The 23538-nt window shown below is 61.8% G+C and carries 18 protein-coding genes and 1 tRNA gene; 9 read left to right on the forward strand and 10 right to left on the reverse strand.

Annotation, left to right across the window (positions count from 1 at the left end; genetic code table 11):
* Nucleotides 1-35: 35 nt before the first annotated feature.
* Complete coding sequence (locus tag M1E05_RS02280; RefSeq protein ID WP_461164313.1) at nt 36-1769, reverse strand: helicase HerA-like domain-containing protein; 1734 nt, start codon at nt 1767-1769, stop codon at nt 36-38.
* A gap of 244 nt (nt 1770-2013) precedes the next feature.
* On the opposite strand from M1E05_RS02280, the gene M1E05_RS02285 reads away from it, so the two are divergent.
* Nucleotides 2014-2346 (forward strand): histone-like nucleoid-structuring protein Lsr2, encoded by a 333-nt coding sequence (locus M1E05_RS02285; protein WP_458112377.1) that lies wholly within the window; start codon nt 2014-2016, stop codon nt 2344-2346.
* Between the two features lie 371 nt (nt 2347-2717).
* On the opposite strand, the gene M1E05_RS02290 is transcribed toward M1E05_RS02285, so the two are convergent.
* Nucleotides 2718-4145, reverse strand: coding sequence for an RNA polymerase sigma factor (locus M1E05_RS02290; RefSeq protein WP_461164314.1), 1428 nt, complete (start codon nt 4143-4145; stop codon nt 2718-2720).
* A gap of 491 nt (nt 4146-4636) precedes the next feature.
* Between M1E05_RS02290 and M1E05_RS02295 the strand changes: the two genes are divergently transcribed.
* Both M1E05_RS02295 and M1E05_RS02300 read left to right on the forward strand, forming a co-directional pair.
* Entirely contained in the window at nt 4637-6970 is a 2334-nt protein-coding gene (locus tag M1E05_RS02295; RefSeq protein WP_461164315.1) for a coiled-coil domain-containing protein, read from the forward strand.
* A 299-nt stretch (nt 6971-7269) separates the two neighbouring features.
* Nucleotides 7270-8271, forward strand: coding sequence for an LLM class flavin-dependent oxidoreductase (locus M1E05_RS02300; protein ID WP_461164316.1), 1002 nt, complete (start codon nt 7270-7272; stop codon nt 8269-8271).
* A gap of 161 nt (nt 8272-8432) precedes the next feature.
* On the opposite strand, the gene M1E05_RS02305 is transcribed toward M1E05_RS02300, so the two are convergent.
* The 3 genes from M1E05_RS02305 to M1E05_RS02315 form a co-directional block, all read right to left on the reverse strand.
* On the reverse strand, nt 8433-9359 hold the full coding sequence (locus M1E05_RS02305) for an AEC family transporter (RefSeq protein ID WP_458112373.1): 927 nt from the start codon (nt 9357-9359) through the stop codon (nt 8433-8435).
* Nucleotides 9360-9545: 186 nt separating this feature from the next.
* Entirely contained in the window at nt 9546-9974 is a 429-nt protein-coding gene (panD, locus tag M1E05_RS02310; RefSeq protein WP_247046708.1) for an aspartate 1-decarboxylase, read from the reverse strand.
* 89 nt (nt 9975-10063) lie between these two features.
* Complete coding sequence (locus M1E05_RS02315) at nt 10064-10984, reverse strand: LysR substrate-binding domain-containing protein (RefSeq protein ID WP_461164317.1); 921 nt, start codon at nt 10982-10984, stop codon at nt 10064-10066.
* A 169-nt stretch (nt 10985-11153) separates the two neighbouring features.
* On the opposite strand from M1E05_RS02315, the gene M1E05_RS02320 reads away from it, so the two are divergent.
* Both M1E05_RS02320 and M1E05_RS02325 read left to right on the forward strand, forming a co-directional pair.
* Nucleotides 11154-12614, forward strand: a complete 1461-nt coding sequence (locus M1E05_RS02320; RefSeq protein WP_458112371.1) for an amino acid permease — start codon at nt 11154-11156, stop codon at nt 12612-12614.
* A gap of 326 nt (nt 12615-12940) precedes the next feature.
* Nucleotides 12941-16489, forward strand: a complete 3549-nt coding sequence (locus M1E05_RS02325) for a proline dehydrogenase family protein (RefSeq protein WP_461164318.1) — start codon at nt 12941-12943, stop codon at nt 16487-16489.
* Nucleotides 16490-16620: 131 nt separating this feature from the next.
* Here M1E05_RS02325 and M1E05_RS02330 read toward each other — a convergent pair whose 3' ends face one another.
* A complete protein-coding gene (locus M1E05_RS02330; protein WP_458112369.1) occupies nt 16621-16947 on the reverse strand; it encodes a hypothetical protein in 327 nt (108 codons plus the stop codon).
* A gap of 135 nt (nt 16948-17082) precedes the next feature.
* Nucleotides 17083-17937, reverse strand: coding sequence for a LysR substrate-binding domain-containing protein (locus M1E05_RS02335; RefSeq protein WP_461165177.1), 855 nt, complete (start codon nt 17935-17937; stop codon nt 17083-17085).
* Between the two features lie 164 nt (nt 17938-18101).
* On the opposite strand from M1E05_RS02335, the gene M1E05_RS02340 reads away from it, so the two are divergent.
* Nucleotides 18102-19511: an MFS transporter gene (locus M1E05_RS02340; protein ID WP_458112368.1), complete on the forward strand. Its 1410-nt coding sequence runs from the start codon at nt 18102-18104 to the stop codon at nt 19509-19511.
* Here the strand turns inward: M1E05_RS02340 and M1E05_RS02345 are convergent.
* Entirely contained in the window at nt 19508-21472 is a 1965-nt protein-coding gene (locus M1E05_RS02345) for an alpha-L-fucosidase (RefSeq protein ID WP_461164319.1), read from the reverse strand. The genes M1E05_RS02340 and M1E05_RS02345 overlap by 4 nt on opposite strands.
* A gap of 235 nt (nt 21473-21707) precedes the next feature.
* On the opposite strand from M1E05_RS02345, the gene M1E05_RS02350 reads away from it, so the two are divergent.
* Nucleotides 21708-21878 carry a hypothetical protein gene (locus M1E05_RS02350; protein WP_461164320.1) on the forward strand — a complete coding sequence of 57 codons (171 nt, stop codon included), beginning with the start codon at nt 21708-21710 and terminating at the stop codon, nt 21876-21878.
* Between the two features lie 98 nt (nt 21879-21976).
* Here M1E05_RS02350 and M1E05_RS02355 read toward each other — a convergent pair whose 3' ends face one another.
* Both M1E05_RS02355 and M1E05_RS02360 read right to left on the reverse strand, forming a co-directional pair.
* Entirely contained in the window at nt 21977-22123 is a 147-nt protein-coding gene (locus tag M1E05_RS02355) for a hypothetical protein (protein ID WP_309106246.1), read from the reverse strand.
* A 185-nt stretch (nt 22124-22308) separates the two neighbouring features.
* Nucleotides 22309-22379 (reverse strand) — tRNA-Gly (locus tag M1E05_RS02360).
* Nucleotides 22380-22537: 158 nt separating this feature from the next.
* Between M1E05_RS02360 and M1E05_RS02365 the strand changes: the two genes are divergently transcribed.
* Both M1E05_RS02365 and M1E05_RS02370 read left to right on the forward strand, forming a co-directional pair.
* The gene (locus tag M1E05_RS02365) at nt 22538-22903 is read left to right on the forward strand and encodes a VOC family protein (RefSeq protein WP_458112366.1); all 366 of its coding nucleotides are present in this window, start codon (nt 22538-22540) and stop codon (nt 22901-22903) included.
* Between the two features lie 176 nt (nt 22904-23079).
* The gene (locus M1E05_RS02370; protein WP_458112365.1) at nt 23080-23526 is read left to right on the forward strand and encodes an SRPBCC family protein; all 447 of its coding nucleotides are present in this window, start codon (nt 23080-23082) and stop codon (nt 23524-23526) included.
* The last annotated feature ends 12 nt before the right edge of the window (nt 23527-23538 follow it).

Here is a 23538-nt window from a genome sequence, read left to right on the forward strand (position 1 = left end):
CTGCTGAATCAACGCCGTCGACTCAGCGTCATGAGTTAGCGGCGGCGCCTCGACGAGGTGCCGAAGACGCCGCGCAACAGTTCTCGCCCCAGCTGGGTCCCGACGGAACGTGCCATACTCTTGAGCCCGCCACCCAGGGCATCGCCAAGAACTCCTGACAGCCCACCATTCGTCCCGCCAGCGCGTGGTCGCGGAGCGGGTGCTGCCTGCGGCTCCGGGGTAGGAACCTCCCCGTCGTTCGGAAGCGCCCTGCTGCTGGGGCGGCCCAGGATCTCCTCCTCAATTCGGCGGGCCTCGGCGTCGATGTCGGAAGTCTCGACGCCGGAGGTCGCAACGCCGTCCGGTTCTCTGAGAACGCCGTCCGGTTCGAAAGGAGTCGGCGGCAGGCCAGGCGCTGCTGGCCCGGTGGGGGCAGCAGATCTGCCGGCTATTTTTTCGTAAGCTGAGACGTTGTCAACGGCCGTTCCGTATTTTGCGAGCAGGGACGAGCTTGCCACGGTGCTGGTCAGGAGCTCCGTCGAGCTCGGACCCATCACGGATTCAGGGGCACGGAGCCTCGTCAGCGCCACAGGAGTCGGGGCGCCTTTCTCGTTCATCACAGTGACCACGGCCTCGCCGATCCCGGCGGAGGTCAGGATTTCCTCGAGGTCGTAATCGCTCAGGGGGAACGTGGAGACAGTGGCCTTGAGTGCCTTTGCGTCCTCCGGCGTGTAGGCACGGAGGGCATGTTGAATCCGGTTGGCAAGTTGCCCCAGAACATCGGCGGGAAGGTCCTTCGGAGCCTGGGTCACAAAGAAGATCCCGACTCCTTTGGACCGAATCAGCCGAACGGTGGTGGTGATCGCCTGCAGAAAAGATTTGGACGCGTCGTTGAAGAGCAAGTGCGCCTCGTCGAGAAAAAAGACAAGCTTGGGCCTGTCCAGGTCGCCGGCCTCCGGCAGTTCTTCAAAAAGGTCAGCCAGAAGCCACATGAGGAACGTTGAAAAGAGCATGGGCTTGGCCTGCAATGTTGGAAGTTCGAGGCAGGAGATGACGCCACGCCCATCCGGCGCCATGCGGAGAAGCTCGGCTGAGTCGAATTCCGGTTCGCCGAAGAACTTCTCCAGGCCTTGCGCTTCCAAGGAGACCAGCTCCCGGAGGATGACCCCTGCGGTGGCCTTGGATAGTCCGCCGAGACTGGCCAGCTCCTGCTTGCCTTCCGGTGACGTGAGGAACTGGATGACGGCCTGAAGATCCTTCAGATCGATCAGTTCCAGGTTGTTCTTGTCGGCGAAATGAAAAACCAACTGCAGGCTGGATTCCTGCGTATCGTTCAGCTCCATGACCCGGGACAGCAGGATAGGCCCAAAAGAGGTGACAGTCGCCCTGACGGGGATGCCGATCCCGTCGCCACCTAGCGCCAGGAATTCAACTGGGAAAGTCTTGCCCGACCATGCCTGGCCGATCCCGTCCGTGCGCAGGCGCAGTTTTTCACTTGCGACGGCGGCGGTGGCCAGTCCTGACAGGTCGCCTTTGAGATCCGCAAGAAATACCGGCACCCCCGCGGTAGACAACTGCTCGGCCATCATGTGCAACGTAACGGTCTTGCCGGTGCCTGTTGCGCCTGCCACCAAGCCATGCCGGTTCATCATGGCGAGGGGCAGTCTGACAGGTGCCTCCTTGTGCAACTCGCCGTCGACGATTGCCGCCCCAAGCTCAATGACCGGCCCTTCCAACTCGTAGCCCTGCTGGATGGTGAGGACTTTGCCAGCAGTTGATTTCTCAGCCATGCGGCTTAGCTTAGCGGGGGGAGTGAACAACGACGACGTTTCACTCCTTTTTACCGGCTGGCCCAACGGAACTAGGATGCACCGCTTTAGCCCGAATTGTATACGCGACGTTCAGCATGCCCATTCGCGGGCAGAGATACAGTCGACTTTCAGAAATGATCCATAAATGGTTGGGCGCGCAATTAATTCCCCTGACGTACAAAATGCTGGAATTTCAGCTAATGGGGGGTGATACCGTTTTCTTATGGCAAAAAAGATGGTAATTCTCCTTGAAGATGACCTTGATGGTTCCGAAGCAAATGAAACAGTGAACTTCGCAATCGACGGGGTCGGGTATGAAATTGATCTGAACGACAGGAACGCCGCTGAGCTTCGTCTCGTCCTTGATCGCTATGTATCTGCAGCGCGCCGCTCTTCGGCGCCTAGCCGCGGCAGAGGACGTCCTCGCGCCACGGTTCAGGTAACTTCGCCGACTTCCTCGGAGGTTCGTGAGTGGGCGAAGGCGCAAGGCCTGTCAGTGAATGAGCGGGGACGGGTTCAGGCTGCCGTCATGGCCGACTACGTGGCAGCGCACTAAGGATTCGGAATCGGGTGCCTACCCTCCCCCGCCCCAACAACTCAGGAGGGAAGGCAGCTATTACGGCCAACAGTCAAGCAATTCAAGGTACACCCTGTTTATATACGTCGCAGTGCCTGAATCGTGACGGCATAAACGCCAAATATTTTAAATACTTTTCCTGACAGCTGCACGGAACTGTTCGGCCCCGAGTGAATCATCGCAACCCGGATAGCGATGGCCGAGTTTAAATGTGAGGATCACCACAAAAGAATTTGCCTAATCGGCGTCACGATAACGCCACCAGCCCGTTGAGCTTTCTTAACTCGCGTTCATTCCGCTCTTGCCTGTGCAAACACCGGAAGCCATGCGAAGTTACGGAAACTTGAGTGTCAAGAATCTAAGCAGATGGACACGACTATGATCACTGCGCAATTTCCGTCGGGGTTGGTCGGGATAGGCGTAACCGTTGGAACCGGCGCCACGGTCGGATCTGGCGCGGGCGCTAACGTGACCAACGGGATGGGAGAGGACGGCAGGACACCGGCCAGGGGATCTGTTACTGCCGGGGGAAGGACTCCTGGAAGCAGGACACCGGCTAAGGGATCTGTTACTGCCGGGGGAAGGACTCCTGGTAGCAGGACTGGCAGCTGAGCAGCCGAGGCTTGAGGAGAAGGGCTGATCATAGCGAAGGCCTCACTGTCCGTCCCCAACTGTCCCTGGTCAGGGTTCCCAGGCGTAGCCGTACGAGGCACGGCTGAAGGGTCTGCCGAACTTCCTGGTGCCAGCACCTTAGCGCCGGGCATCGGATTCGATCCTGCCGGCTGGCCCGTTGAATTTTCTGGTGAGACTGCTACCTGAGCCCCTGCAGTCACTGACACACCGGAGGGCGGTGTCGGCAGCGTAGGGGCTACCACCGCCGTCGCGATGCCACTGACGACGGCAACGCTCGCTGCCGCAAGGGACAACTGGGTAAGTGCGGTTTGCGCCGCGATCCAGGAGGCGGGGTCGGCGGGAAGAGACCCGATCTGCCCGGCGCCCGTGAGCCCCAGAAAGGGGATCAGCGGGCCGACAAACCAAGGGCCCACGGCCCGACGCATAGTGGAACTCACGTCTTCCAGGTCGCCGAGGGCGGCCCTGCATTTGAGGCAGCGGTCAATGTGGATCCTGAGTTTCCGGGCCTCCCGTCCGGTGAGGTTTTCCACCACCGATTTCGCCAGCAAGGGCAACGTCGGTTCGCAGGCTTCATCAAGCGATCCTGCTACGTAGGCTTGCAGATAGGCCTGCCGAAGGCCTCGGCGTGCTCGAGCGGCGATGGCGGACACTGCATTTGGCTCCAGCCCCAGCAGCGGGGCCAGCCTGCGGGGAGGATCGCCCTGAACATCAAGGTGCCACAGTACCGTCTGCCAGCGAACGGGCAGTGTGGCGAACGCTGAGGCCGCAAGGGACCTGTCGGCTTCATCCAGGACTCTGGCATAGCCAGGATCTTCTTCCGGCGCCGCCTCAACATCCCCATCAGCGCTGTGCCTTGCCTGGGCACCCCAGTGATCGGCTGCACAGGAGCGGACGGCGCGGAACATGTAGGGGCGGAATGGGCCCCGGGGCCCAAGACCACGGCGAATGGCTGCGAGGACCTTCAAGAAAGATTCGGAGGCGATGTCCTCTGCGTCGAAGTCGTTTGCCATCAGCCGCTTCGCGAACAGAAGATTCGCATCCCAGTGACGCCGGTAGAGCTCCTCGACGGCCGCGGGATCGTCACCGTCGGCGACGGCCGCGACGAGATCCTCATCGGAAACCAGGACGCCGTTAGGGGCAGTCATGTTTTCAGGCTCTGAGGCGGCACGACGGCGGCTCTGGCTTCGGCATCATGGCCCCATAATCTTGATTTCCGCTCCAGCGTCACGATCGCTCGTCTTCCACCCCATGGACGTGCCCTGGATTTCAGGGCTTCTTCTTACGCACACCATTGCAACTGACGGGGCCCGCAGAACGTCCACTCAGTTTACGGACTTGGAACCGGATCGTGACGCCTAAACTGAAAAAATGTTCGCGCTATCAGGCTATTCTGCAAGGCGACGAGTGCCTCCTTAGCCGCTGACCCAGTTGTACGGAACGAAAAGTTGCTGAAGCAAAACAAGTAGTCCGTACCAACAAAAGCGAGTACTCGGTGTCAGCAAACAAGTACTCCGGTGTCGAAAAGACGGGTACCTGTTACTCGTGGCCGGACATGTGACGCGGCCCTACGATCTGACTACACTTCGCGGCCAAAGTGGCCCGCAACTAAGCGTCTCGTCTCATCTTGGGGGTTTCAATGAACAGCGATCTGTCCGCGCCTGTCTTCGTCCGTCGTCTTGCAGCTGCTGTTGTCCTTCCCGGGATAGTCACCAGCATGCTTGTCCTGGCCCCGCTCGCAACAGCCGCCACCGCATCTGCCTCCGGAATCTGCACCGGGGTGGTCAATCAGCTTGCGCATCGCGGAGCGGTGCAGGAGAACCTGCTGAAGGCGTCCGCCCGCAAGAACGCTGAGCTCATTGCAAAACTGCAGTCCGAGCGTGCAGTGCTCCAGTCCAGCAAAACCGCGCTTGAGTCTGAGATTTCGGCGCTGGATACTTCCATCGGTGCGCTCGACGCCGAGGTTGTGCAGCTCGACACCGATATCCAGACCGCCGAGAGCGCACTGGCCAGTCTCACCGCTCAGCGTACGGCCACATGGGACGCCATCACGGCGGCCGAGAAAGCGCTGGCCGATCTCACGGCCGAAAGGGCTGACGTCCAGAGCCGGCTCATCCCATTGGAGGAGGAGCTGGGTCTGGCTGAAGCCGCTGTTTCCCGGCTGGAGCAGCAGGCTGTAGAGCTCGGCGAACGGATTGAAGACAAGAAGAGCCAGATCGCAACAGCTGAAGGCGAAAAGGTGAATCTTGAGGCGACGGTGAAAGCGGCGGCAGACTCGGTGGCGGCCAAAAACACTGAGATCGGAGATGCACAAAGTGAACTTGCCTTGCTGGTCGAGGTAGCAGAGGCCGCCCAATCTGAAGCGGATGCAGCGTCGCGGGCAGTGCTCGACGCCGAGGCCGTCCTAGCCAGCCTCGAAGCGGATGGGGCGGCGGCACAAGGCGCCTTGGACACTCAGCAGGCAAAAATTGTTGAGGCTAAGTCAGCGCTCACCGTTCTTCAGGGCATGGCTACCGCTGCCGCTGGCGCCGTAGTGATTAAGGGCGAGGAAATCGCAGTCGCCCAAGGTGAGTTGGAGGTTCTGGAGGCCGCTGCAGAAGACGCCTCCAACATGCTTGGTCTGCACGAAGCCGGCATCGTCACCGCGCAGGGCGAACTTGAGGTGCTCGAAGCCGATGCCCTGGCGGCAGCCCAGGCGCTCACCGCCCATACAAAGAAGATCACCGCCGTCAGCGGGGAAATCTCTGCTCTGGAGCAGCAGATCACAGCTAAGAACGCCGAGATCAGCGCCAAACAGGCCGCTATCGGAATTGCCCAGACAGAGCTGGCAACGCTGCTGGCCAACAAAGTGATCCTTGAAGGGCAAATCGCCGCTCTCTCGGCCCAAATCAAGGATCTCAGTGGCAACGACCCGGCCCGGAAGGCGCTGGTGGACCAACGTACTGCAAAGAACACACAGCTGACGGATCTAAATACGCAGATCACGGACAAGAACGCTCAGATTTCTGGCCTGCAGGGTGATCTGGGCACCCTGCAGATCCAGGTCAACTCCCTTAACAGCCAGCTGCTGACGAAGCAGCAGGAGAGCAGCACCCTTCAGCAGGAGGCAGCGCCATTGCAGACAGCAGTATCCGAGGCCAACAGTGCCGTGACCGCCAAGGAAGCTGAAATCAGTGCGTTGGAGGACCAGCTTCCAACGCTGCGGGCAAACGTGAGCAACGCCAATACCGCCGTGACTGACAAACAGGGGGAGCTCAGTGACCTTCAGGATCAGCTGCCCGGGCTCGAGACTGCAGCCGCTGAAGCCGATCAGGCCGTGGTGGCGCAGGAGCAGCTAGTCGCCGATCTGGAGGCCGAACTTCCAGGCCTGGTTGACGGTGTTGCGGAGGCAAAGGCCGTGATAGCGGAGCAGAAGGGAGTGCTCCAGGGACTGCGAGGAGAGCTACTCACCGCGAACGCCGCCCTGACAGCCGCCAACGCTGACGTGGATAGCAAGAAGGAAGACATCAGCAATCTCGAGGCTCAATTACCGGCCCTTGAGGGAGCGGTAGCGGACGCCAACTCGGCTGTCCTGGCGAAGACGGCCGATATCGCCGCGCTCAGCAGCCAGCTGGACGGGCTGGTGGCCGATCTGTCCGTACTGAACGCGAAAATTGCAACGGCGGAGAAGGAGGTACTCTCGCTGCAGGGCAGGGTTGCCCCTCTGCTGACGCAGCTCAACCAACTTAACGACGACATCAGTGCGACAGAAGCGCAGCTGCAGACACTCCAGACGCAGCTGACAAGCCTGGACACGCAAGTAACGGACGCCCAGGTGGTGCTCCGGAACCTGGAAGCACAGAAGAAGGCCAACAAGGATGCCGTTGCCGCCCAGAAGGCCACAGTTAGCGCGCTTCAGACCCAACTTGGATCAGTCCAGAACCAGATAAAGGCGCTCGACGGGCAGATCGACCTCGGGGGATGTGTGGCCTGATGGCAACGGCTTGATGAGTTCAGTGACGTAGGGCAGGGTGCTATAGCAGCGGCATCCGGGAAGAGGGCCGGTCCCCATCAGACCGGCCCTCTTCCTGCGCCACAGTGCCTGGCCTGCGCCCGGTACCTGACGGACGCTGGCTGCTTCCGGATCTGCATTGTGGGACTCTGTGGTCCACGTCGCGTGACGTCCCGAAATAACGGGACTGCCGCCGTCGTTGTCCAAAGAGTGGGTCCGCCCGCAGTCCCCGGGGCCGTGAAGCGGCCGGGACCGACCGTTGCTACGAAAGGCCGCTACCTGTGACTCTCCCTTTTTCCATCCTTGACCTGGCCACCATCGGAAAAGACCAGACCGCGGCGGAAAGTCTTTCGGGCAGTGTGGCCATGGCGCAACTGGCGGAGGAACTGGGGTACCGGCGGGTCTGGTATGCCGAGCACCACAACATGTCTGCCATCGCCTCGTCGGCTACCAGTGTCCTGATTGCCCACATTGCTGCCCATACAAAGAGCATCCGCTTGGGCGCCGGGGGAGTCATGCTGCCCAACCATTCGCCCCTGACCATCGCTGAACAGTTCGGCACGCTGGAAACGCTTCACCCCGGCCGCATCGACCTGGGGCTCGGCCGCGCCCCAGGTAGCGACCAGAACACCATGCGTGCACTCCGGAGGGATCCGCTGGCGGCCGACAGCTTCCCCCAGGATGTTCTGGAACTGCAGGGTTACCTGACAGGCCCTACCCGTATCCAAGGAGTTGAAGCCACTCCCGGCAAGGGCACCGATGTGCCGCTGTACATCCTTGGATCATCACTATTCGGAGCCAGGCTGGCCGCGCAACTCGGCCTTCCCTATGCATTCGCCTCCCATTTTGCTCCGAACGCGCTGCAGGACGCCGTCGCGCTTTATCGACGCGAATTCAAGCCGTCCGCCCAACTCGAGGCGCCCTATGTTATTGCAGGCGTAAACGTGATCGCAGCGGATACCACGGCCGAGGCGCAGGAGATGTTCCAGGCCACGAAGCGCGCGCGGGTAGGTCTGTTTTTCGGGAACGGCCGCGTTTTCACGGACGATGAAGCGGACATGATCCTCGACTCCCCGCAAGGACAGCACGTGTTGACGATGATGAAGTACTCCGCCGTTGGCACCTCCGAGGCAGTTCTGAAGTACCTGGAGGGGTTCGCTTCCCACGCCGACGCGGACGAGCTGATCATCGCCCACCAAAGCACCGGGACCGAAGGCCGGCTCAAGTCTGTGGAGCTCGTGGCTGAGGCAGCCGGTCTTGTAAATAATGTGACGGCAAGGTGACGAGCCGGCAATTACAGAGTCTAATAAGGGAATGCCGTCCCGGGGAGTACCAGCGCGCAGGCTGCCTGTGGTGCAATTCTGGCGCTCACCGCCGGGCGGGAGGTCACCGGCGACGCCACGGTGGTTGTTCTGCGGTGCGCCGCCTAGCCTAGCCTGCTCACTCATTTGAGCAGGAATGCCACGGCGATCAGGACAGGGACGGCGACCACGGTCGTTATGAGCACCGTATCCTTGGCTACTGTGATGCCGGTCCTGTAGCGGCTTGCCGCCACGAAGACGTTCTGCGCGGTGGGCAGGGCTGATGTAACCACCGCGGCAAACAGGGCATGGTCTTCAAGCCCCAGCGCGAAACGGGCGAAGAGATAAGCAAGGAGCGGATGGACCAGGAGCTTGAACCCGCTGGCCAGCAACGTGTCCAAGCGCCGCTCAGCCGAGGCCTGCAGGGGGCGCGAACCGTTCAGGCTCATACCGAACGCTATGAGCATGGCGGGGATCGCGGCGCCGCCGATCAGGTGGATCGGCTGCATCACCAGCGCGGGAACCTGCCAGCCGGTGCCTGCGACCAGGAGTCCAAGGCCGGAACCGACGATCATTGGGTTCCTGACAATCAGCAGCAGAAAGCCCAAGGGCGTTGTCCGGTGTGAACTGGTGGTGGCATCGAGGGCCATCAGCAGAACAGGGGTGAAGAAAGCCAGCTGGAAGATCAGCAGAGGAGCCACGTAGTTGGCATCGCCGAGGACGAACACGGCGATGGGGATGCCCAGGTTCGCTGAGTTGGCGAGGGAGGCGCTCATAGTGCCGATCAGTGCCTCGGGCATTTTGCGTTTGAGGAGCAGCCGGGAAATCAGCAGGTATAGGGTTGCTGTTGCTACCGCGCCAACAGCGGCGACCAGCAGCGGAGCGGCGAAGACGTCCTGCAGCTTTGCCTTGCTCAGTGTTTCAAACAGCAGGGCCGGGCTGGCCACGAAAAACGTCAGAGCGCTCAGTACGGAGCGGGCATTTTCTCCCAGAAGCTTTCGCCTGCCGACGAACATTCCCACCAGGATGATGGACCACACCACAAAGAAGCCCGCAAGAACATCTACCACCGTGACGTCCCCGGGGGGTCAACGGTGCAATGGTGAGCGGTCACGGGTATAGCTAATCAGATTTATTAGGCCGGAGTTGCCGAGGCAGGCTATATCTCGGGATACGGACGCGGCAGGGTAGCAGGAGCGAGCTCATGCAGGACAGGCGCAGCAAGTCCCAAGGCAGTGAAGGTGAAGGAGGCCCAGTCAGCTCAGAGCGGCATTGTTCAAGGCGTAAGGCGGTCGCATCAGGCCTGGCGTGATGCCCTCGGCGGGATCGTTGCCCAGCTGGACGATCTTATTGTCCTTGTCCACGTGGACCACTTTGGGGTCGTAGGCCTTGGCTTCTTCGGTGGTCATCTCTGCGTAGGTGATGAGGATGACGATGTCGTTTTCCTGCACCAGGTGGGCAGCGGGGCCATTGATGCCGATCACGCCGGATCCGCGCTCGCCGGCAATCGTATAGGTCTCCAGGCGTGCGCCATTGGTGACGTCAACGATGGCCACCAGCTCGCCAGGGAGAATATCGGCAGCATCCAACAAGTCGAGGTCAACAGTGACCGAACCGACGTAGTGCAGGTCAGCATGCGTGACCGTGGCCCGGTGGATTTTGGACTTGAACATTGTGCGATTCATAACCCGCCCAGTGTAGCGCCACCCGTGCGATAGCTGCAGTGATCCACGTAACCCAGGGTACTGGCTCGTCCGGGCCGTACGTTCCAGGCTTACCCGTTTTGGGGGACCGCGGGCGCGATCGACTCTGCTGTGAAGGCCAGGTTTTCACGGGCCGCAAGAATGGCGGGGCGCTTAACACTGGAGCGGCGTACTGACGTAAACACGGTCCTGTGGGGATCCCCCGGCAATGCCAGGAGTTGCGCCGTCGTCGTCTTCCCTGTCCAGACCAGGTCCGGCATAAACGCGACGGCGTTCCCCGACTCGATCAAGCGGATCTGGGCCTGCAGATCGGCGGTTTCGAAGCGCACATCCGGTTCGAATCCTGCGCTCCTGCAGGCCTGCTCTGCCCAGTGACGGGAAGCTGCTCCCCGCGGCTCCATAACCCATGCCAAGTCAGCCGCATCAGCAATAGAAGTGATTGCCGGGCGGTCCGGGGAAGGCGGCGGGACAGCGAGCCTGATGGCGTCGCTGGTCAATTTGATGCGGTCAAGTTCGGGGTAGCGGGGGGCTGCATGGCCTGGATATTGCTCGGCAATCACCAAATCAAAGTCCCGGGCCCAGGTCTCGTGCAGAGCCGTCTCGGGCTCGCGTTGCGTCATCTCGATCCGGACTTCCGGATACGTGGCTGCCATTCGCGTCAAGGTGTCCGGCATCAAAGCAAGCGCTGCGGATTGGAAGACCGCGATCCTGACAGTCCCGGTCACTGTAGTGAGGGAAGCGGCGAGGTCGGCCTCTGCCTGCTCCAATGTCTCGAGGAGCTGGGCAGTGTGAGCCACGAGGACCTCTGCCTGAGGGGTCAGCTGAACCCTTCGGCCGGTCTTTCGGAGCAGTTCAACTCCGGCCTCCTTCTCGAGCAGTGCGAGCTGCTGGGAGACAGACGATGGACTGTACTGCAGGGCCTCCGCCACCTCCGCCAGGGTTCCCCTGATTTGCAGTTCACGGAGCAGTCTCAGACGCCTTACGTCGAGCATGGATTCCTCCTCCGCATCGCCGCTCTCTCAATAGGATTACATAATCTAATGATTAATGTTTAGCAAAAGTCACTTTATCTAATGGGACAGCGCTTGCATACTGTTCAGGACGCAGTAACCCCCATCACAGGGCGGAGCGATGGGTCCACACACTAAGCAGGAGTCCCTGATGAGTACTAAAGATTTGACGCAGTCAATCATGCGGCGAAAGCCGATTGACGATATCGAAGAAGAAAACAAACACAGCGGGTTGTTCAAGAGTCTTGGACTCTGGCAGCTGACGGCCATCGGCGTTGGCGGCATCATCGGCGTCGGGATTTTCTCCTTGGCTGGCCTGGTGGCTGCCGGCAGTGAAGGAACGCCAGGCGTCGGTCCGGCCGTGCTGTTCTCCTTCCTGATCGCTGGTCTCGCTTCCGCGGCTGCAGCGCTTTCCTACGCAGAGTTTGCCGGCATGATCCCTCGTGCTGGTTCGGCCTACACCTACGGTTATGTTGCGCTGGGTGAGGTGATCGGCTGGTTCATCGGCTGGGACCTTCTCTTGGAATACATTGCGATTGTTTCCGTGGTGGCCATCGGTATTTCCGGTTACTTCGACGCTTTCCTCTCCGGGATCGGCATCCACATGCCGACATGGATGACGTCGACGGCGGATGAGGGTAAGGGCGGCATCGTCAACATTCCGGCCATCGTCGTCTGCCTGATCGTCACCTGGATCCTCTCCCGCGGCACCAAGGCCTTCGGTCGCTTCGAACTCGTGGCAGTGGCCATCAAGGTGGTCCTGATCCTGTTCATCATCGGGCTGGGTGTCTTCTACATAAATGCGGAGAACTACAACCCGTTCATGCCCAGCGGCTTCGGACCGGTCCTGGCCGGCTCGGCAACAGTGTTCTTCGCGGTGTTCGGATACGACGCCATGAGCACCGCCGCCGAGGAGGCGAAGGACGGCAAGAAGCACATGCCGAAGGCCATCATCCTGTCCCTCATCATCGCGATGCTCCTCTATGTTGCCGCCACGCTGGTTCTCACCGGCATGCAGAATTACAAGGATATTGACCCCAAGGCCGGCTTCGCATCAGCCTTTACAGGTGTTGGACTGCCCGTCATTGCCACCATCATTTCCGTCTTTGCCGTGCTCTCCATCCTTACCGTTATGTTGACCTTCCTCCTCGGAGTCACCCGCGTCTGGTTCTCGATGAGCCGTGACGGGTTGCTGCCCGGTTGGTTTGCCAAGACAGACCGGCACGGCACTCCCCAGCGCGTCACTTGGATTGCCGGCGTCGCCTCGGCCCTGCTGGCTGGTGTGTTCCCGATCAAGGCTGTAGCGGACCTGACCAACATCGGCATTTTGGCTGCGTTCGTCGTCGTCTGCTTCTCTGTGATTGTGTTCCGCTACAAGAAGCCCGACGCCCCGCGTACCTTCCGCCTGCCCCTGATGCCACTGATCCCTGCTTTCGGTGTGTTGGCCTCGGCATTCCTGATGTTCCAGTTGCACTGGGAGACCTGGGCCCGTTTCGGTGTCTGGCTCCTCATCGGCCTGGGCATCTACTTCTTCTACGGCCGTAAGCACTCCTTGATGAACCCCAACAGCCCGCGCCACCAGGCGCGCGCTGAGGTGACGAGCCGCGTCTAGCCCACGCGGCAATACAACGCTCCCTCACTTCTCGCAGGAAATCCTGCCACGCTCCCTCAGGTATCGGGCGTTAATGACGAACCCTCCCTCACATCACGTGAGGGAGGGTTCGTCGTTTTCGGGCGGAAGGTGACGGAGAGTTTCCTGAAAAGCCGCGAAAGGTGAGGGAGGGTTTTTGGGGTTTTCCGAACGTTTGGACGGTTTTCTAAAACAATGGTTTTCCTAACCTGTATTGCTTAGAAAACATCGCTTTATCTTATGTGATTCGAAGCTCATACTGATGAATGAAGACGGTTCCACACTCACGGAAAGAACGAGTACCAGCCATGACCAACATCTCCACGGAGCACGGTGCCCGCACTGGAAAAAGGGCCCAAGAGACGGCTGTCGCCGGAGCCCCCGCAGTCGTTGAGGCCCACGCCCTCGCCAACGAAACCATCGCACTGGTACGCCACTGGCTGACCGAAGCTTCCAAGGTTCCCGTCGACGCCTCAGCAGAGCAGCTGGCCGGCGTCCTGAAGGATCCCAACGGCCTGGAATTCACCGTCGGATTCGTGGACGGCGTCATCCGCCCCGACGACCTCCACGTGGCCGCCCGAAACCTGGCCGAGCTCGCGCCGAAGGTCCCCTCGTTCCTGCCGTGGTACATGCGCAGCGCCGTGCGTGTAGGCGGAACCATGGCCCCGGTTCTCCCGCAGGTGGTTATTCCGATCGCCCGCCGCGTCCTGCGCGAAATGGTCGGCCACCTCATCGTGGATGCAACCGACGCCAAGCTGGGTCCGGCCATCGCCAAGATCCGCAAGAACGATGTCCGCCTCAACGTGAACCTGCTTGGTGAGGCAGTGCTCGGCGAGCGGGAAGGGTCGCGCCGACTTGACGGCACCCACACCCTCCTGGCACGCCCCGACGTCGACTACGTTTCCATCAAGGTCTCCTCGACGGTGGCTCCGCACTCGCCCTGGGCTTTTGACGAGGCCGTCGAGCACGTGGTTGAGAAGCTCACGCCGCTCTTCGCTCGCGCAGCCTCCTATGCAGCCGACGGGCAGAAGGCGAAGTTCATCAACCTGGACATGGAGGAATACAAGGACCTGGACATGACCATCGCGGTCTTCACCAGGATCCTGGACAAGCCCGAATTCAAGAACCTTGAAGCCGGTATCGTCCTTCAGGCCTATCTCCCTGATGCCCTGGCTGCCATGATCCGCCTGCAGGACTGGGCTGCTGCCCGACGGGCAGAAGGCGGAGCGGCCATCAAGGTGCGCGTTGTAAAGGGTGCCAACCTCCCCATGGAGCTGGTCGAGTCCTCCCTGCATGACTGGCCGCTGGCTACCTGTTCCTCCAAACAGGAATCCGACACCAACTACAAGCGGGTCATCAACTACGCCCTGCACCCGGACCGGATCCGCAACATCCGGATCGGGGTGGCCGGCCACAATCTGTTCGACATCGCCTTCGCCTGGCTCCTGGCCAAGCAGCGCGGCATCGCGGATACCGCAGAGCAGAGTATTGAGTTCGAGATGCTGCTCGGTATGGCCCAGGGGCAGGCCGAAGCGGTCAAGAAGGACGTCGGCTCGCTCCTGCTCTACACGCCGGTAGTCCACCCGGCCGAATTCGACGTCGCGATTGCTTACCTCATCCGCCGCCTCGAAGAAGGCGCCAGCCAGGACAACTTCATGTCCGCAGTATTTGAGCTCAGCGAAAACGAGTCTCTGTTCGAGCGTGAGAAGCAACGCTTCCTCAACTCCTTGGACAAGCTCGACGACGAGGTCCCCGGGCCGAACCGTCGCCAGAACCGCAACCTGCCGCCTGAGCCCATGCCCCGGACCGGCTTCCGGAACACCCCGGACACAGATCCCGCACTGCCGGCGAACCGGGATTGGGGCAGGGCGATCCTTGGCCGCGTTCCGTTCTCCACGCTCGGCAACGCCTCGGTGTCCGCAGCCACCATCAGTGACGAGGACACCCTCAACACGGTGATCGCCACGGCTGTGGACAAGGGCAAGGCCTGGGCTGCGATGTCCGGGGCCGAACGTGCCGAAATCCTGCACCGAGCCGGGGACGTCCTTGAAGCCCGCCGCGCTGACCTGCTCGAAGTCATGGCCAGCGAAACCGGAAAGACCCTCGATCAGGGCGATCCGGAGGTGAGTGAAGCTGTCGACTTCGCTCACTATTACGCAGAGTCTGCCCGCAAGCTTGACGAGGTCGACGGCGCCACGTTCGTTCCGGCGAGGCTCACCGTGGTGACCCCGCCGTGGAACTTCCCGGTTGCCATTCCGGCCGGCTCCACCCTGGCAGCGCTCGCTGCCGGCTCCGCCGTCGTGATCAAGCCGGCCAAGCAGGCATGCCGCAGCGGTGCGGTGATGATCGAGGCGCTGTGGGAGGCAGGCGTTCCCCGCGACGTGCTCACCATGGTCCAGCTCGGCGAGCGGGAATTGGGCAAGCAGCTCATCTCCCATCCGTCTGTGGACCGCGTAATCCTGACCGGCGGCTACGAAACGGCCGAACTGTTCCGCAGTTTCCGCCAGGACCTGCCGCTGCTGGCGGAAACCAGTGGCAAGAACGCCATCATCGTTACGCCGAGCGCCGACTTCGATCTCGCCGCCAAGGACGTTGCCTACTCCGCCTTCGGTCACGCCGGCCAGAAGTGCTCCGCTGCTTCACTGGTGATCCTGGTGGGCTCGGCAGCCAAATCGAGGCGTTTCCATAACCAGCTGATCGACGCCGTTACCTCGCTGACGGTCGGTTACCCCGAGGACCCCACAAGCCAGATGGGCCCGATTATCGAACCCGCCAAGGGCAAGCTCCTCAACGCCCTGACCACCCTGGACGCCGGCGAAAGCTGGGCCGTGGAGCCGAAGAAGCTCGACGAAACGGGCAAGCTCTGGAGCCCGGGAGTCCGGTATGGCGTGAAGCGCGGTTCCTACTTCCACTTGACCGAATTCTTCGGCCCGGTGCTGGGCGTGATGACCGCGGACACTCTGGAAGAAGCAATCGCCATCCAGAATGAGATTGAATACGGCCTGACCGCAGGCCTGCATTCCCTCCACAGCGCCGAACTGGCTGTCTGGCTGGAGACCGTCCAGGCTGGAAACCTCTACGTGAACCGCGGCATCACCGGCGCCATCGTGCAGCGGCAGCCGTTCGGCGGCTGGAAGAAGTCAGCCGTTGGGGCCGGCACCAAGGCGGGCGGGCCAAACTACCTCGCCGGGCTCGGCGACTGGGTGAGCAAGGCCAGCACGGCAGATCAGCGTGGCGGCGGCAAGGCTGCGGTCACCAACTCCGGTGTGCGGAGGCTGCTGAACGCGGCGAAGGGCTGGCTGGAGCCCGCGGAACTTGAAACGCTGCAGCGCGCTCTTGCTTCAGACGCCCTGGCTTGGGCAGAGGAATTCGGTACCGCCAAGGATGTGTCCGGGCTGAGCGCCGAACGCAACGTCTTCCGCTACCGCCCGCTCCCGGTGACGGTCCGTCTCTCCGAGGGCCAGACGCTCGGTGATCTCATCCGCACCGTCGCCGCCGGTGTGCTTGCCGGTTCGGCAGTGACGGTGTCCACCGCCGTCGAACTCCCTGCCCAGCTGGCGGCGGTCCTCTCCGGGCTGGCTATCAAAGCCCGCATGGAGAACGACGCCGACTGGCTGGCTGGCGTGGACCGCCTCGCCACAGCGGGCAAGCTTTCGAACGGACGCATCCGCCTGATCGGCGGCAATGCCTCCAAGCTGGCAGAGGCCCTCGGTGGCCGACCCGACGTGGCCGTCTATGCCCACGAGGTCACAGAGGCGGGCCGGGTGGAACTGCTCCCGTTCGTGCACGAGCAGGCTGTCAGCATCACGGCGCACCGGTTCGGCACGCCGAACCACCTCTCCGAGGGCCTGATCTAGGCATTCTCAGCGTCCGCCGTTGAACAAACGGAACCGGGCTGGCACCTCTTGGTGCCAGCCCGGTTGCTCTTAAGTTCAATGCCGCTGCCACGCCGGGGAATTTCTCCGGGTTGAGACCCAGTGGCGGGTTCCTAGCCGAAGTACCAGCCCGGCGGCACCCACGATGCCGGGACCGAGTGCGCAGAAAAGTCATCACAGCCAGTGCAGAAATAGGTCACTTCCCCCAGCTTCTTTACCGAACCGTCAGGCCGATGCTTGGCCGGAACGAAAGCTTCCAGGTAGATGAACTCGTCCGTGCCGCAGCGCTCGCAGTACGGGTTGCCGACGTAATCGGCATCCACCCAGGTGGCGGTTGAGGCGCGGTTGGTGTGATGGGCCCCGGTGCTTGTGGGGCGCGTGGTTTCATGGGGGCGCACTACGGGTGCGGTGTGAGCGTGGGCATTCTGGGCTGTCGTCATTGGCGGCCTATCCCGAACGCATTCCAAGAGTGGCGGACACGCGTTCGTTGTCAGAGCGATGTCTCAGGCCTCTTCTTGACCATAAGCAGAATTCAGCATAAGCGATACGCGTTCGATGTTCAATCGTTATCTTTGCTAGGCAGAGCGCCTGATGGTACGTCCCACGATGGACTGAGTCAGTGCATCAATGACTTCTGAGTTGGCCAGGGGGTTCCGGATCAGGGTGAAATCGACGTCGCCCACCGGCGGTAGATCGAAGCGGCGGGTAATGATTTTCAGGTCCTCCGGAACGAGGGAGGACGGCATGACCGCCACTCCGATCCCTGCCCTGACAGCGGCAAGGACGCCGCTGATCTGTTTGGTAGTGCACGTGATGCGCCAGGTCCGGCCGCCGGCTTCGAGGGCGTCAATGGCGAGTTTCCTGCTGAGGCTCGGGGAGGGGTAGGCGATCAGCGGCACCGGATCGCCCGGCCCAAGGGCCGTCTGCTCCAGTCCCACCCAGGCAAAGGAATCGTGCTGGACTACGGTGCCGTCCTTGGCACCGGCCACCCATTTCACAAACACAAGATCGAGCTGCCCTGCGTTGAGGCGTTTGTACAGCTGGTCGCTCTGTCCAACTGTCAGCTCGAGGTTGATCTGCGGGTAGATCTGGCGGAATTCCCGCAGGATGCGCGGGAGGCCGGTTATGGCCAGGTCGTCAGCAGTGCCGAAACGCAGTCTGCCCCGCATCGCCGAACCGGAGAAGTAGCGGGACGCGGCATCGTGTGCGGCGAGAATGTTTCGGGCGAATCCTGCCATCGCGTCGCCGTTGTCGGTTAGCCGCACGTCCCTCGTATCACGGGCTATCAGAACTCTTTTTGCCGCCGTCTCCAGTTTCCTTACGTGTTGGCTCACCGTTGGCTGCGCCAACCCGAGGCGTTCCGCCGCTTTGGTGAAGCTGAGGGTTTCCGCGACGGCAAGGAATGAGCGGAGCTGGGCTGGTTCGAACATCATTGTCTCCTCTTGCGGCCGGCGTCGGCTGCTCGGTCGGTGGCGGGTGGTGGTCCCCCATTACGATGCGCAATGTTAGTTATAGCCGCCATACGCTTCCATAATTACTCACGGTCATCCTAGCGTTAAGGACGTCCCCGCTCACCGCTTCCTTAGGATTCTCTGTGGCACCCCCACCGCCGTCAACGGCAACTGTCAGCCAACCCGTCATCGATTCCGCTACCTCCGCCACACACCACCAAACCGAACCGGGCAACATCACCCAGCCGATCGCCGTCGTCAGTGAACGGCTGCCCTGGAGCCAGACTTTCATTTCCCTCCGTGTGCCGAACTTCCGCCTGTTCGCCATTGGCCACTTCATCGCCGTCATTGCAGTGTGGATGCAGCGGATCGCCCAGGACTGGATGGTGCTGCAGCTGTCCGGCTCCGTGACAGCGGTTGGGATCACCGTGGCCCTGCAGTTCATGCCGTCGCTGTTCCTGGGACCCTGGGCCGGGATGATGGCGGACCGTTTCGCCAAACGAAAGATCCTGATCCTGTGCCAGTGCATGGCTGCTGTCCTTGCAGCCACACTGGCCGTTCTCGCAATCAGCCAGGTGGTCCAGGTGTGGCACGTCTATGTCATCGCACTGGTACTGGGGCTGGTCACGGTGCTGGATCAGCCGGCACGCCAGGTATTTGTCAACGAACTCGTGGGTCCCAAATACCTGCGCAACGCCATCAGCGTGAACTCCACAACCTTCCAGCTGGGCGGGTTGATAGGGCCGGCGCTCGCGGGGATTCTCTTGACTGCAGTGGGTGCAGGTTGGGCCTTCGCGGCGAACGCCCTTGCCTGCTGCTCGACGGTGGCCATGCTGTTGCTGCTCCGCAAGGACAAACTCTTCATCACGGCGCCCACTCCCAAGCGGAAAGGCATGCTCAGGGAGGGGCTGCACTACGCATTGAGCAAGCCCACCATCTACTGGCCCTGGCTCATGGCTGGTTTTGTGGCCGTTTTCGCCATGAGCCTTCCCGTGATTCTGGCCGCCTTCGCTGACCACGTTTACGACATCGGCGCCGCCGGCTACGGACTGCTGAACGCCTTGGTGGCCCTCGGCGCCCTGGCGGGTGCTGTGGCATCGACGAGACGGCGGCAACTCCGGCTGCGATCGGTGGTGAGCTGCGCAGGAATGTACGGATTGATGCTCTGCCTGGCATCGCTGGCGCCGTCCCTGGTGTGGTTCGGCGCCGCGATGGTCCTCTCAGGCTTCTGGTGCCTCATGTTCCTTACCGGCTCCAACCAGCTGGTGCAGATCAGCTCCAACATGGGCATCAGAGGCCGCGTGATGAGCCTTTACATCATGGTGCTGATCGGCGGCCAGGCGATCGGCGGCCCTATGGTCGGCTGGGTGGCCGAGCATGTTGACCCCCAGACCGCCATCCTGGTTTCGGGCGGGGTCCCCGCGCTGGCAGCGGTGGCCGTCGCCGTCGTGATTGCACGCAAGGGCCACCTGACCCTCAAACTGGACGTGAGGGACAGGCGGCACCTGGTCCGCGTTGTCCGCCGGGCCTCGTCGGGGCTGAGCTCGGTTTAGGTGACGTCGACGAGTGCCCATTGCTGGTGGGCGGAGCCTCGGTAGAGCTGTTGTTCCGTGGTGGTTCCGTCGGTGGTGGCTGCGCCGGTGAGGCCGAGGGCATAGGTGGAGAAGCGGTTGGTAAGGGCCACTTTTCCGTTACTTACGGGCGTGATTGCCCATTGCTGTTGCAGGACGTTGGCGCTGGTATAGATCGCTGCCTTCTCGCCGATGGTCCGTGAGCGGAAACCGATCTCGAGGACCTTTCCGCTGTTGGCGTCCCTTAGCTTGTAGTAGCCGTCGACGTCGGTGGTCAGCGTCCAGCGCTGGTTCGCCGCGTTGGTGTCGGGGGCCAGGACAACGGCGGCCCTGTTGGCGGTGGAGCCGTTGAGTACGGTCAGTGCCTTCCCGCTGGCGGGGTTGATGAGTTTGTACGCGCGGTTGGGGGCGACGGCGAAGGACTGGCGGGCGGGCTTTGCGGTGCGGCCGCCGACCCGGAGGCCGGCGACGTTGGTGTAGCCGCCGGAGCCTGCCTTCGCGGTGAACCGGATGTATCCGGCGGTGACGGGGGCCCACTCGGCGAGCTTCGGGGTGGGGCCGGTGGCCCAGGTGCCCGAGGCGACGGTTGTGAAGGTCACGCCGTTGGCGCTGGTGGAGACCTCGTAGGAGGTCACGTCGCCGTCGGTGCCGTTTTCGCGGGACCACTGCTTGGGAAGGTACTCCAGCGTGGTCACACCGGTGTACACACCGCCCAGATCCAGCGTTATCGATACGGGCATGGCGAGTTCGCCGGTGCCGGGCCAGGTGGACCAGCAGGTCTGGAGTTTGTTGTCGGCGCGTCCGTCGATGGCGTAGTACGGGGGTTCCGGCTCACGGAACGCTGTGGCGTGGGCGGCCACGGGTGTGATCAGGTGTTCGGCGCGCAGGGGCTGGGCGGGGAGCGCGCCGCGCGGGTTGGGGGAGAAGGCCGCGCCGACTTCGGCGAGACGGGCCACCACGTTGGGGTCCAGCTTGCCGTTGCGGTTGGGTGGGCAGTTCAGGATGAAGGAGGTCCACCTCGATTCGAGTTCGGTGAGGTGGGTGATGATGGCGTCCCTGGACATCAGTGCCTCGGTGGGGGTGGAGGGGTGCCAGAACCAGCCGTTGCTGATGGTCTGGCCCTGCATCCCGGCCCAGGTATTCCCGGCTGGCGCGGTGATCCCGAAAGGTTCCTCCCAGAAGATCCCGTCGGCCAGCCAGGGGGTGAGGACCGCGCAGATATCGATGATGAGGCAGTTGGGCTGGAGGGATTTGACCAGGTCGCGGACCCGCTGCATCGGGACCTGTTGGTGGCCCATCTGCCAGGCGTAGCCATCGAGCATCAGGACTTCGATCTCGCCGTAGCCGGTGAGCAGTTCTCTGAGCTGGTTCAGCACATAGGTGATCTGGGGCGAGTCGACACCGGCCGCGGGGTCGCTGACATGGTATCCGCCGGTGGCCTGTACGGGATAGGTACGGTCCCAGATGGAGAAGTAGAAGCCCACCTTCAGGCCCCGGGAGCGGAACGAGTCCACGTACTGCCTGACGACGTCGTGCTTGTAGCCCGAGTTCATGACGTTCTGCGTGCCGTATTTGGTGGGCCACAGCGCGAATCCGTCATGGTGCTTGGTGGTGAGCACCCCGTAGCTCATCCCCGCCGAAAGAGCGGCATCGGCCCACTGATCGGTATCCACCGACGGCGGTGCGAAGATCGCGGGATTCTGGTTGGGCGCGGCCCACTCCTGGTTCGTGTAGGTGCCCAGGTTGAAGTGGTTGAACATCCCGAAACGCATATCGACCAGCTTCTGCAGCAGAGCCTGCGTGTCCCACCCCGTTCCTGTTGCCAGGACCTCAGCTGCTGCGGCTGGTGATACCCCGCCACCGACGGAGGTGGCCAGCAGACCCGCAGCAGAGGCACCAGCCGCACCGAGAAAGTGCCGGCGGCCAAAATTTCGTGACGTCATCGTCTTAGCTCCAAGTTTTGTTAGGGGTCCGCACCAGCACTGTTAGCGCAAACAACATTTGATGATACGTCCGATGTTATGGCCAAATCCGAAGGTGTCAATAGGAGAGGTCATGACATTGGCGGGGATCTTCCCGCTGAGCAGATTCCTAACATATGATGTCTGTGTCGCCGGGGAGCGGAGGCGAGTGCGCGCCAATGGAGGCTGCATAAGAGGTTAAACTGTGGCGCCGTCTTTGCCGCTCATCGAACAGATCGATGAGCGGGTTGGGGCGATTGATATCGCGGTTCTAACTACTGGCGGCGTGCAGCACAAGCCAGTGCTCGATGGCGCGCTCGTGACCATGGATAACGCCGCCCGGGCCCAGTTCCACGAAGGGAGTGAGGAACATCGAGGCTTTCACTAAAGCAGGGGCCGGCAGCCTGCTTACGCCAATGTCACAGCCCTAGCCAGGAGTTCCTCCGACGCGGCGAGCTGGCGGACGGCGGTCATCCGCCGTCCGGGTCACTTCTTCTTGGCGGCCGCCGGCTTTGACGTGGCTTTGTCCAATGAGGAGGGAGGCGCTGCAGCAGCCCTCTTGTCCGCGCGCTTTTCTTTGATGGACTTGCCGGCTTTTTTAGATGCTGCTTGACGGGGGGACTTGTCAGCCATGATCGCTCCTGTAGCGGAACCGAAGGGGTTCCTGACTCATGACGATACACCCAGGGTGCTAAGGCTGGGCCCGACCCGGCGGAGTGACATGAGTACCTGTCTGAGGGCGGCGTTACGTGATTGTGCCACCGGGGTCACCATTGGCGTTGAAACCGAGCCCAAGGGTGTCGGTGGCCTCAGAGGAGAGCGGCTGACGGGAATCGAACCCGCGTGTCGAGCTTGGGAAGCTAGCGCACTACCATTGTGCTACAGCCGCAGTGGGACCGGCCAAAAGACTGGTAAACGGTCCCGGTGAAACATCGAGATTTACATTACCCCAGTCTTGGACTTTCCCGGAACATCTGCAGTGACGGCGTTGCCCCCTGGATTTATGTAAGGCTGGTAATCGTCAGAAGCATCGACGAAGGAGATCCCATGGCAACGCCAAACCTGTTCCTTATCTATGTGACCGATGTCCAGCGCTCCACCGGCTTTTACAGCGACCTCTTCGAGATGGAGCCCGTTATGGTGACCCCTCGCTATGTTCCATTCGAAGTGGCCCCAGGCGTGTTGTTTGCTCTGTGGTCAGGAGCCGGCGACGGTGTCACACCAACAACACCGCGCTCCAGCGAGGTGGGGCTCATGGTGCCGGGTTCCAGTGATGCCGTAGACCAGTACTTTGCCAAATGGAAGGATAAGGGAGTCAACGTCATTGAAGAACCTCGCGACGAGGTCTTCGGGCGTACTTTCGTGATAACTGATCCAGATGGAAACCTCATCCGGGTCTCTCCCACGGACTGACCGCGGGAGCGGGCCAGCAACCGCGGCGTCACATGAAGGGCATCCGGTAACCATTCGGTAAAGGCCCCGCCCGTGCGTAGGAGCCGCGAGAGTGGCTGGCTATCCTGAATCAGTTAGCTGCAGTCGTTGGGGAACGGGCTTACGCCGATCAGCCGTCCATCACGTAGGGGTTCCCCGTGGCATTTGCAGAGTACGAGGTGCTCATTCAGCGTGATGCCATCAGCGTTTATCATTTCCTGGCCGACGGGCTGAACCTGCCACTCTGGTGCAGGGACGTCCGCAGCATCGAATTGTTCTCCGGCGCACCGGGAGCCAAGGGCAGCGTTTACCAACAGACCATCGCCGGACCGGGCGGCCGCCCGGTGGCCTGCGATTTCCAGATCACAGAGGTCCGTCCCGGGGCGGAGATACAGTTCCAGGTCATCGCCGGTCCTGCCCAGCCCCGGGGCGGCTACTATCTCAGCTCCGAAGGCAAGAGCACGCGGGTCCGCTTTGCCCTTGAGTACCAGCCGAAAGGGCTTATGGGGCTGGTCATCGGCGCGGCCCATCAGTCCTTGAAGGCTGAGGTCGCCCAGCTCGAGCGGCTCAAGGTCCTCCTGGAGAAACAAGCTCCCGAGGAGTAGGCCTGCCCTTCG

It is taken from the genome of Arthrobacter sp. R4-81, from assembly GCF_054792365.1.

Excerpts from the sequence above, each read along its gene's own strand:
- M1E05_RS02295 (WP_461164315.1), top strand. The coding sequence starts at position 4,637 with ATGAACAGCGATCTGTCCGCGCCTGTCTTCGTCCGTCGTCTTGCAGCT.
- M1E05_RS02315 (WP_461164317.1), bottom strand. The coding sequence starts at position 10,984 with ATGCTCGACGTAAGGCGTCTGAGACTGCTCCGTGAACTGCAAATCAGG.
- M1E05_RS02280 (WP_461164313.1), bottom strand. The coding sequence starts at position 1,769 with ATGGCTGAGAAATCAACTGCTGGCAAAGTCCTCACCATCCAGCAGGGC.
- M1E05_RS02345 (WP_461164319.1), bottom strand. The coding sequence starts at position 21,472 with ATGACGTCACGAAATTTTGGCCGCCGGCACTTTCTCGGTGCGGCTGGT.
- M1E05_RS02355 (WP_309106246.1), bottom strand. The coding sequence starts at position 22,123 with ATGGCTGACAAGTCCCCCCGTCAAGCAGCATCTAAAAAAGCCGGCAAG.
- M1E05_RS02335 (WP_461165177.1), bottom strand. The coding sequence starts at position 17,937 with ATGTTCGAACCAGCCCAGCTCCGCTCATTCCTTGCCGTCGCGGAAACC.
- M1E05_RS02325 (WP_461164318.1), top strand. The coding sequence starts at position 12,941 with ATGACCAACATCTCCACGGAGCACGGTGCCCGCACTGGAAAAAGGGCC.
- M1E05_RS02285 (WP_458112377.1), top strand. The coding sequence starts at position 2,014 with ATGGCAAAAAAGATGGTAATTCTCCTTGAAGATGACCTTGATGGTTCC.
- M1E05_RS02330 (WP_458112369.1), bottom strand. The coding sequence starts at position 16,947 with ATGACGACAGCCCAGAATGCCCACGCTCACACCGCACCCGTAGTGCGC.
- M1E05_RS02365 (WP_458112366.1), top strand. The coding sequence starts at position 22,538 with ATGGCAACGCCAAACCTGTTCCTTATCTATGTGACCGATGTCCAGCGC.
- panD (WP_247046708.1), bottom strand. The coding sequence starts at position 9,974 with ATGAATCGCACAATGTTCAAGTCCAAAATCCACCGGGCCACGGTCACG.
- M1E05_RS02290 (WP_461164314.1), bottom strand. The coding sequence starts at position 4,145 with ATGACTGCCCCTAACGGCGTCCTGGTTTCCGATGAGGATCTCGTCGCG.
- M1E05_RS02320 (WP_458112371.1), top strand. The coding sequence starts at position 11,154 with ATGAGTACTAAAGATTTGACGCAGTCAATCATGCGGCGAAAGCCGATT.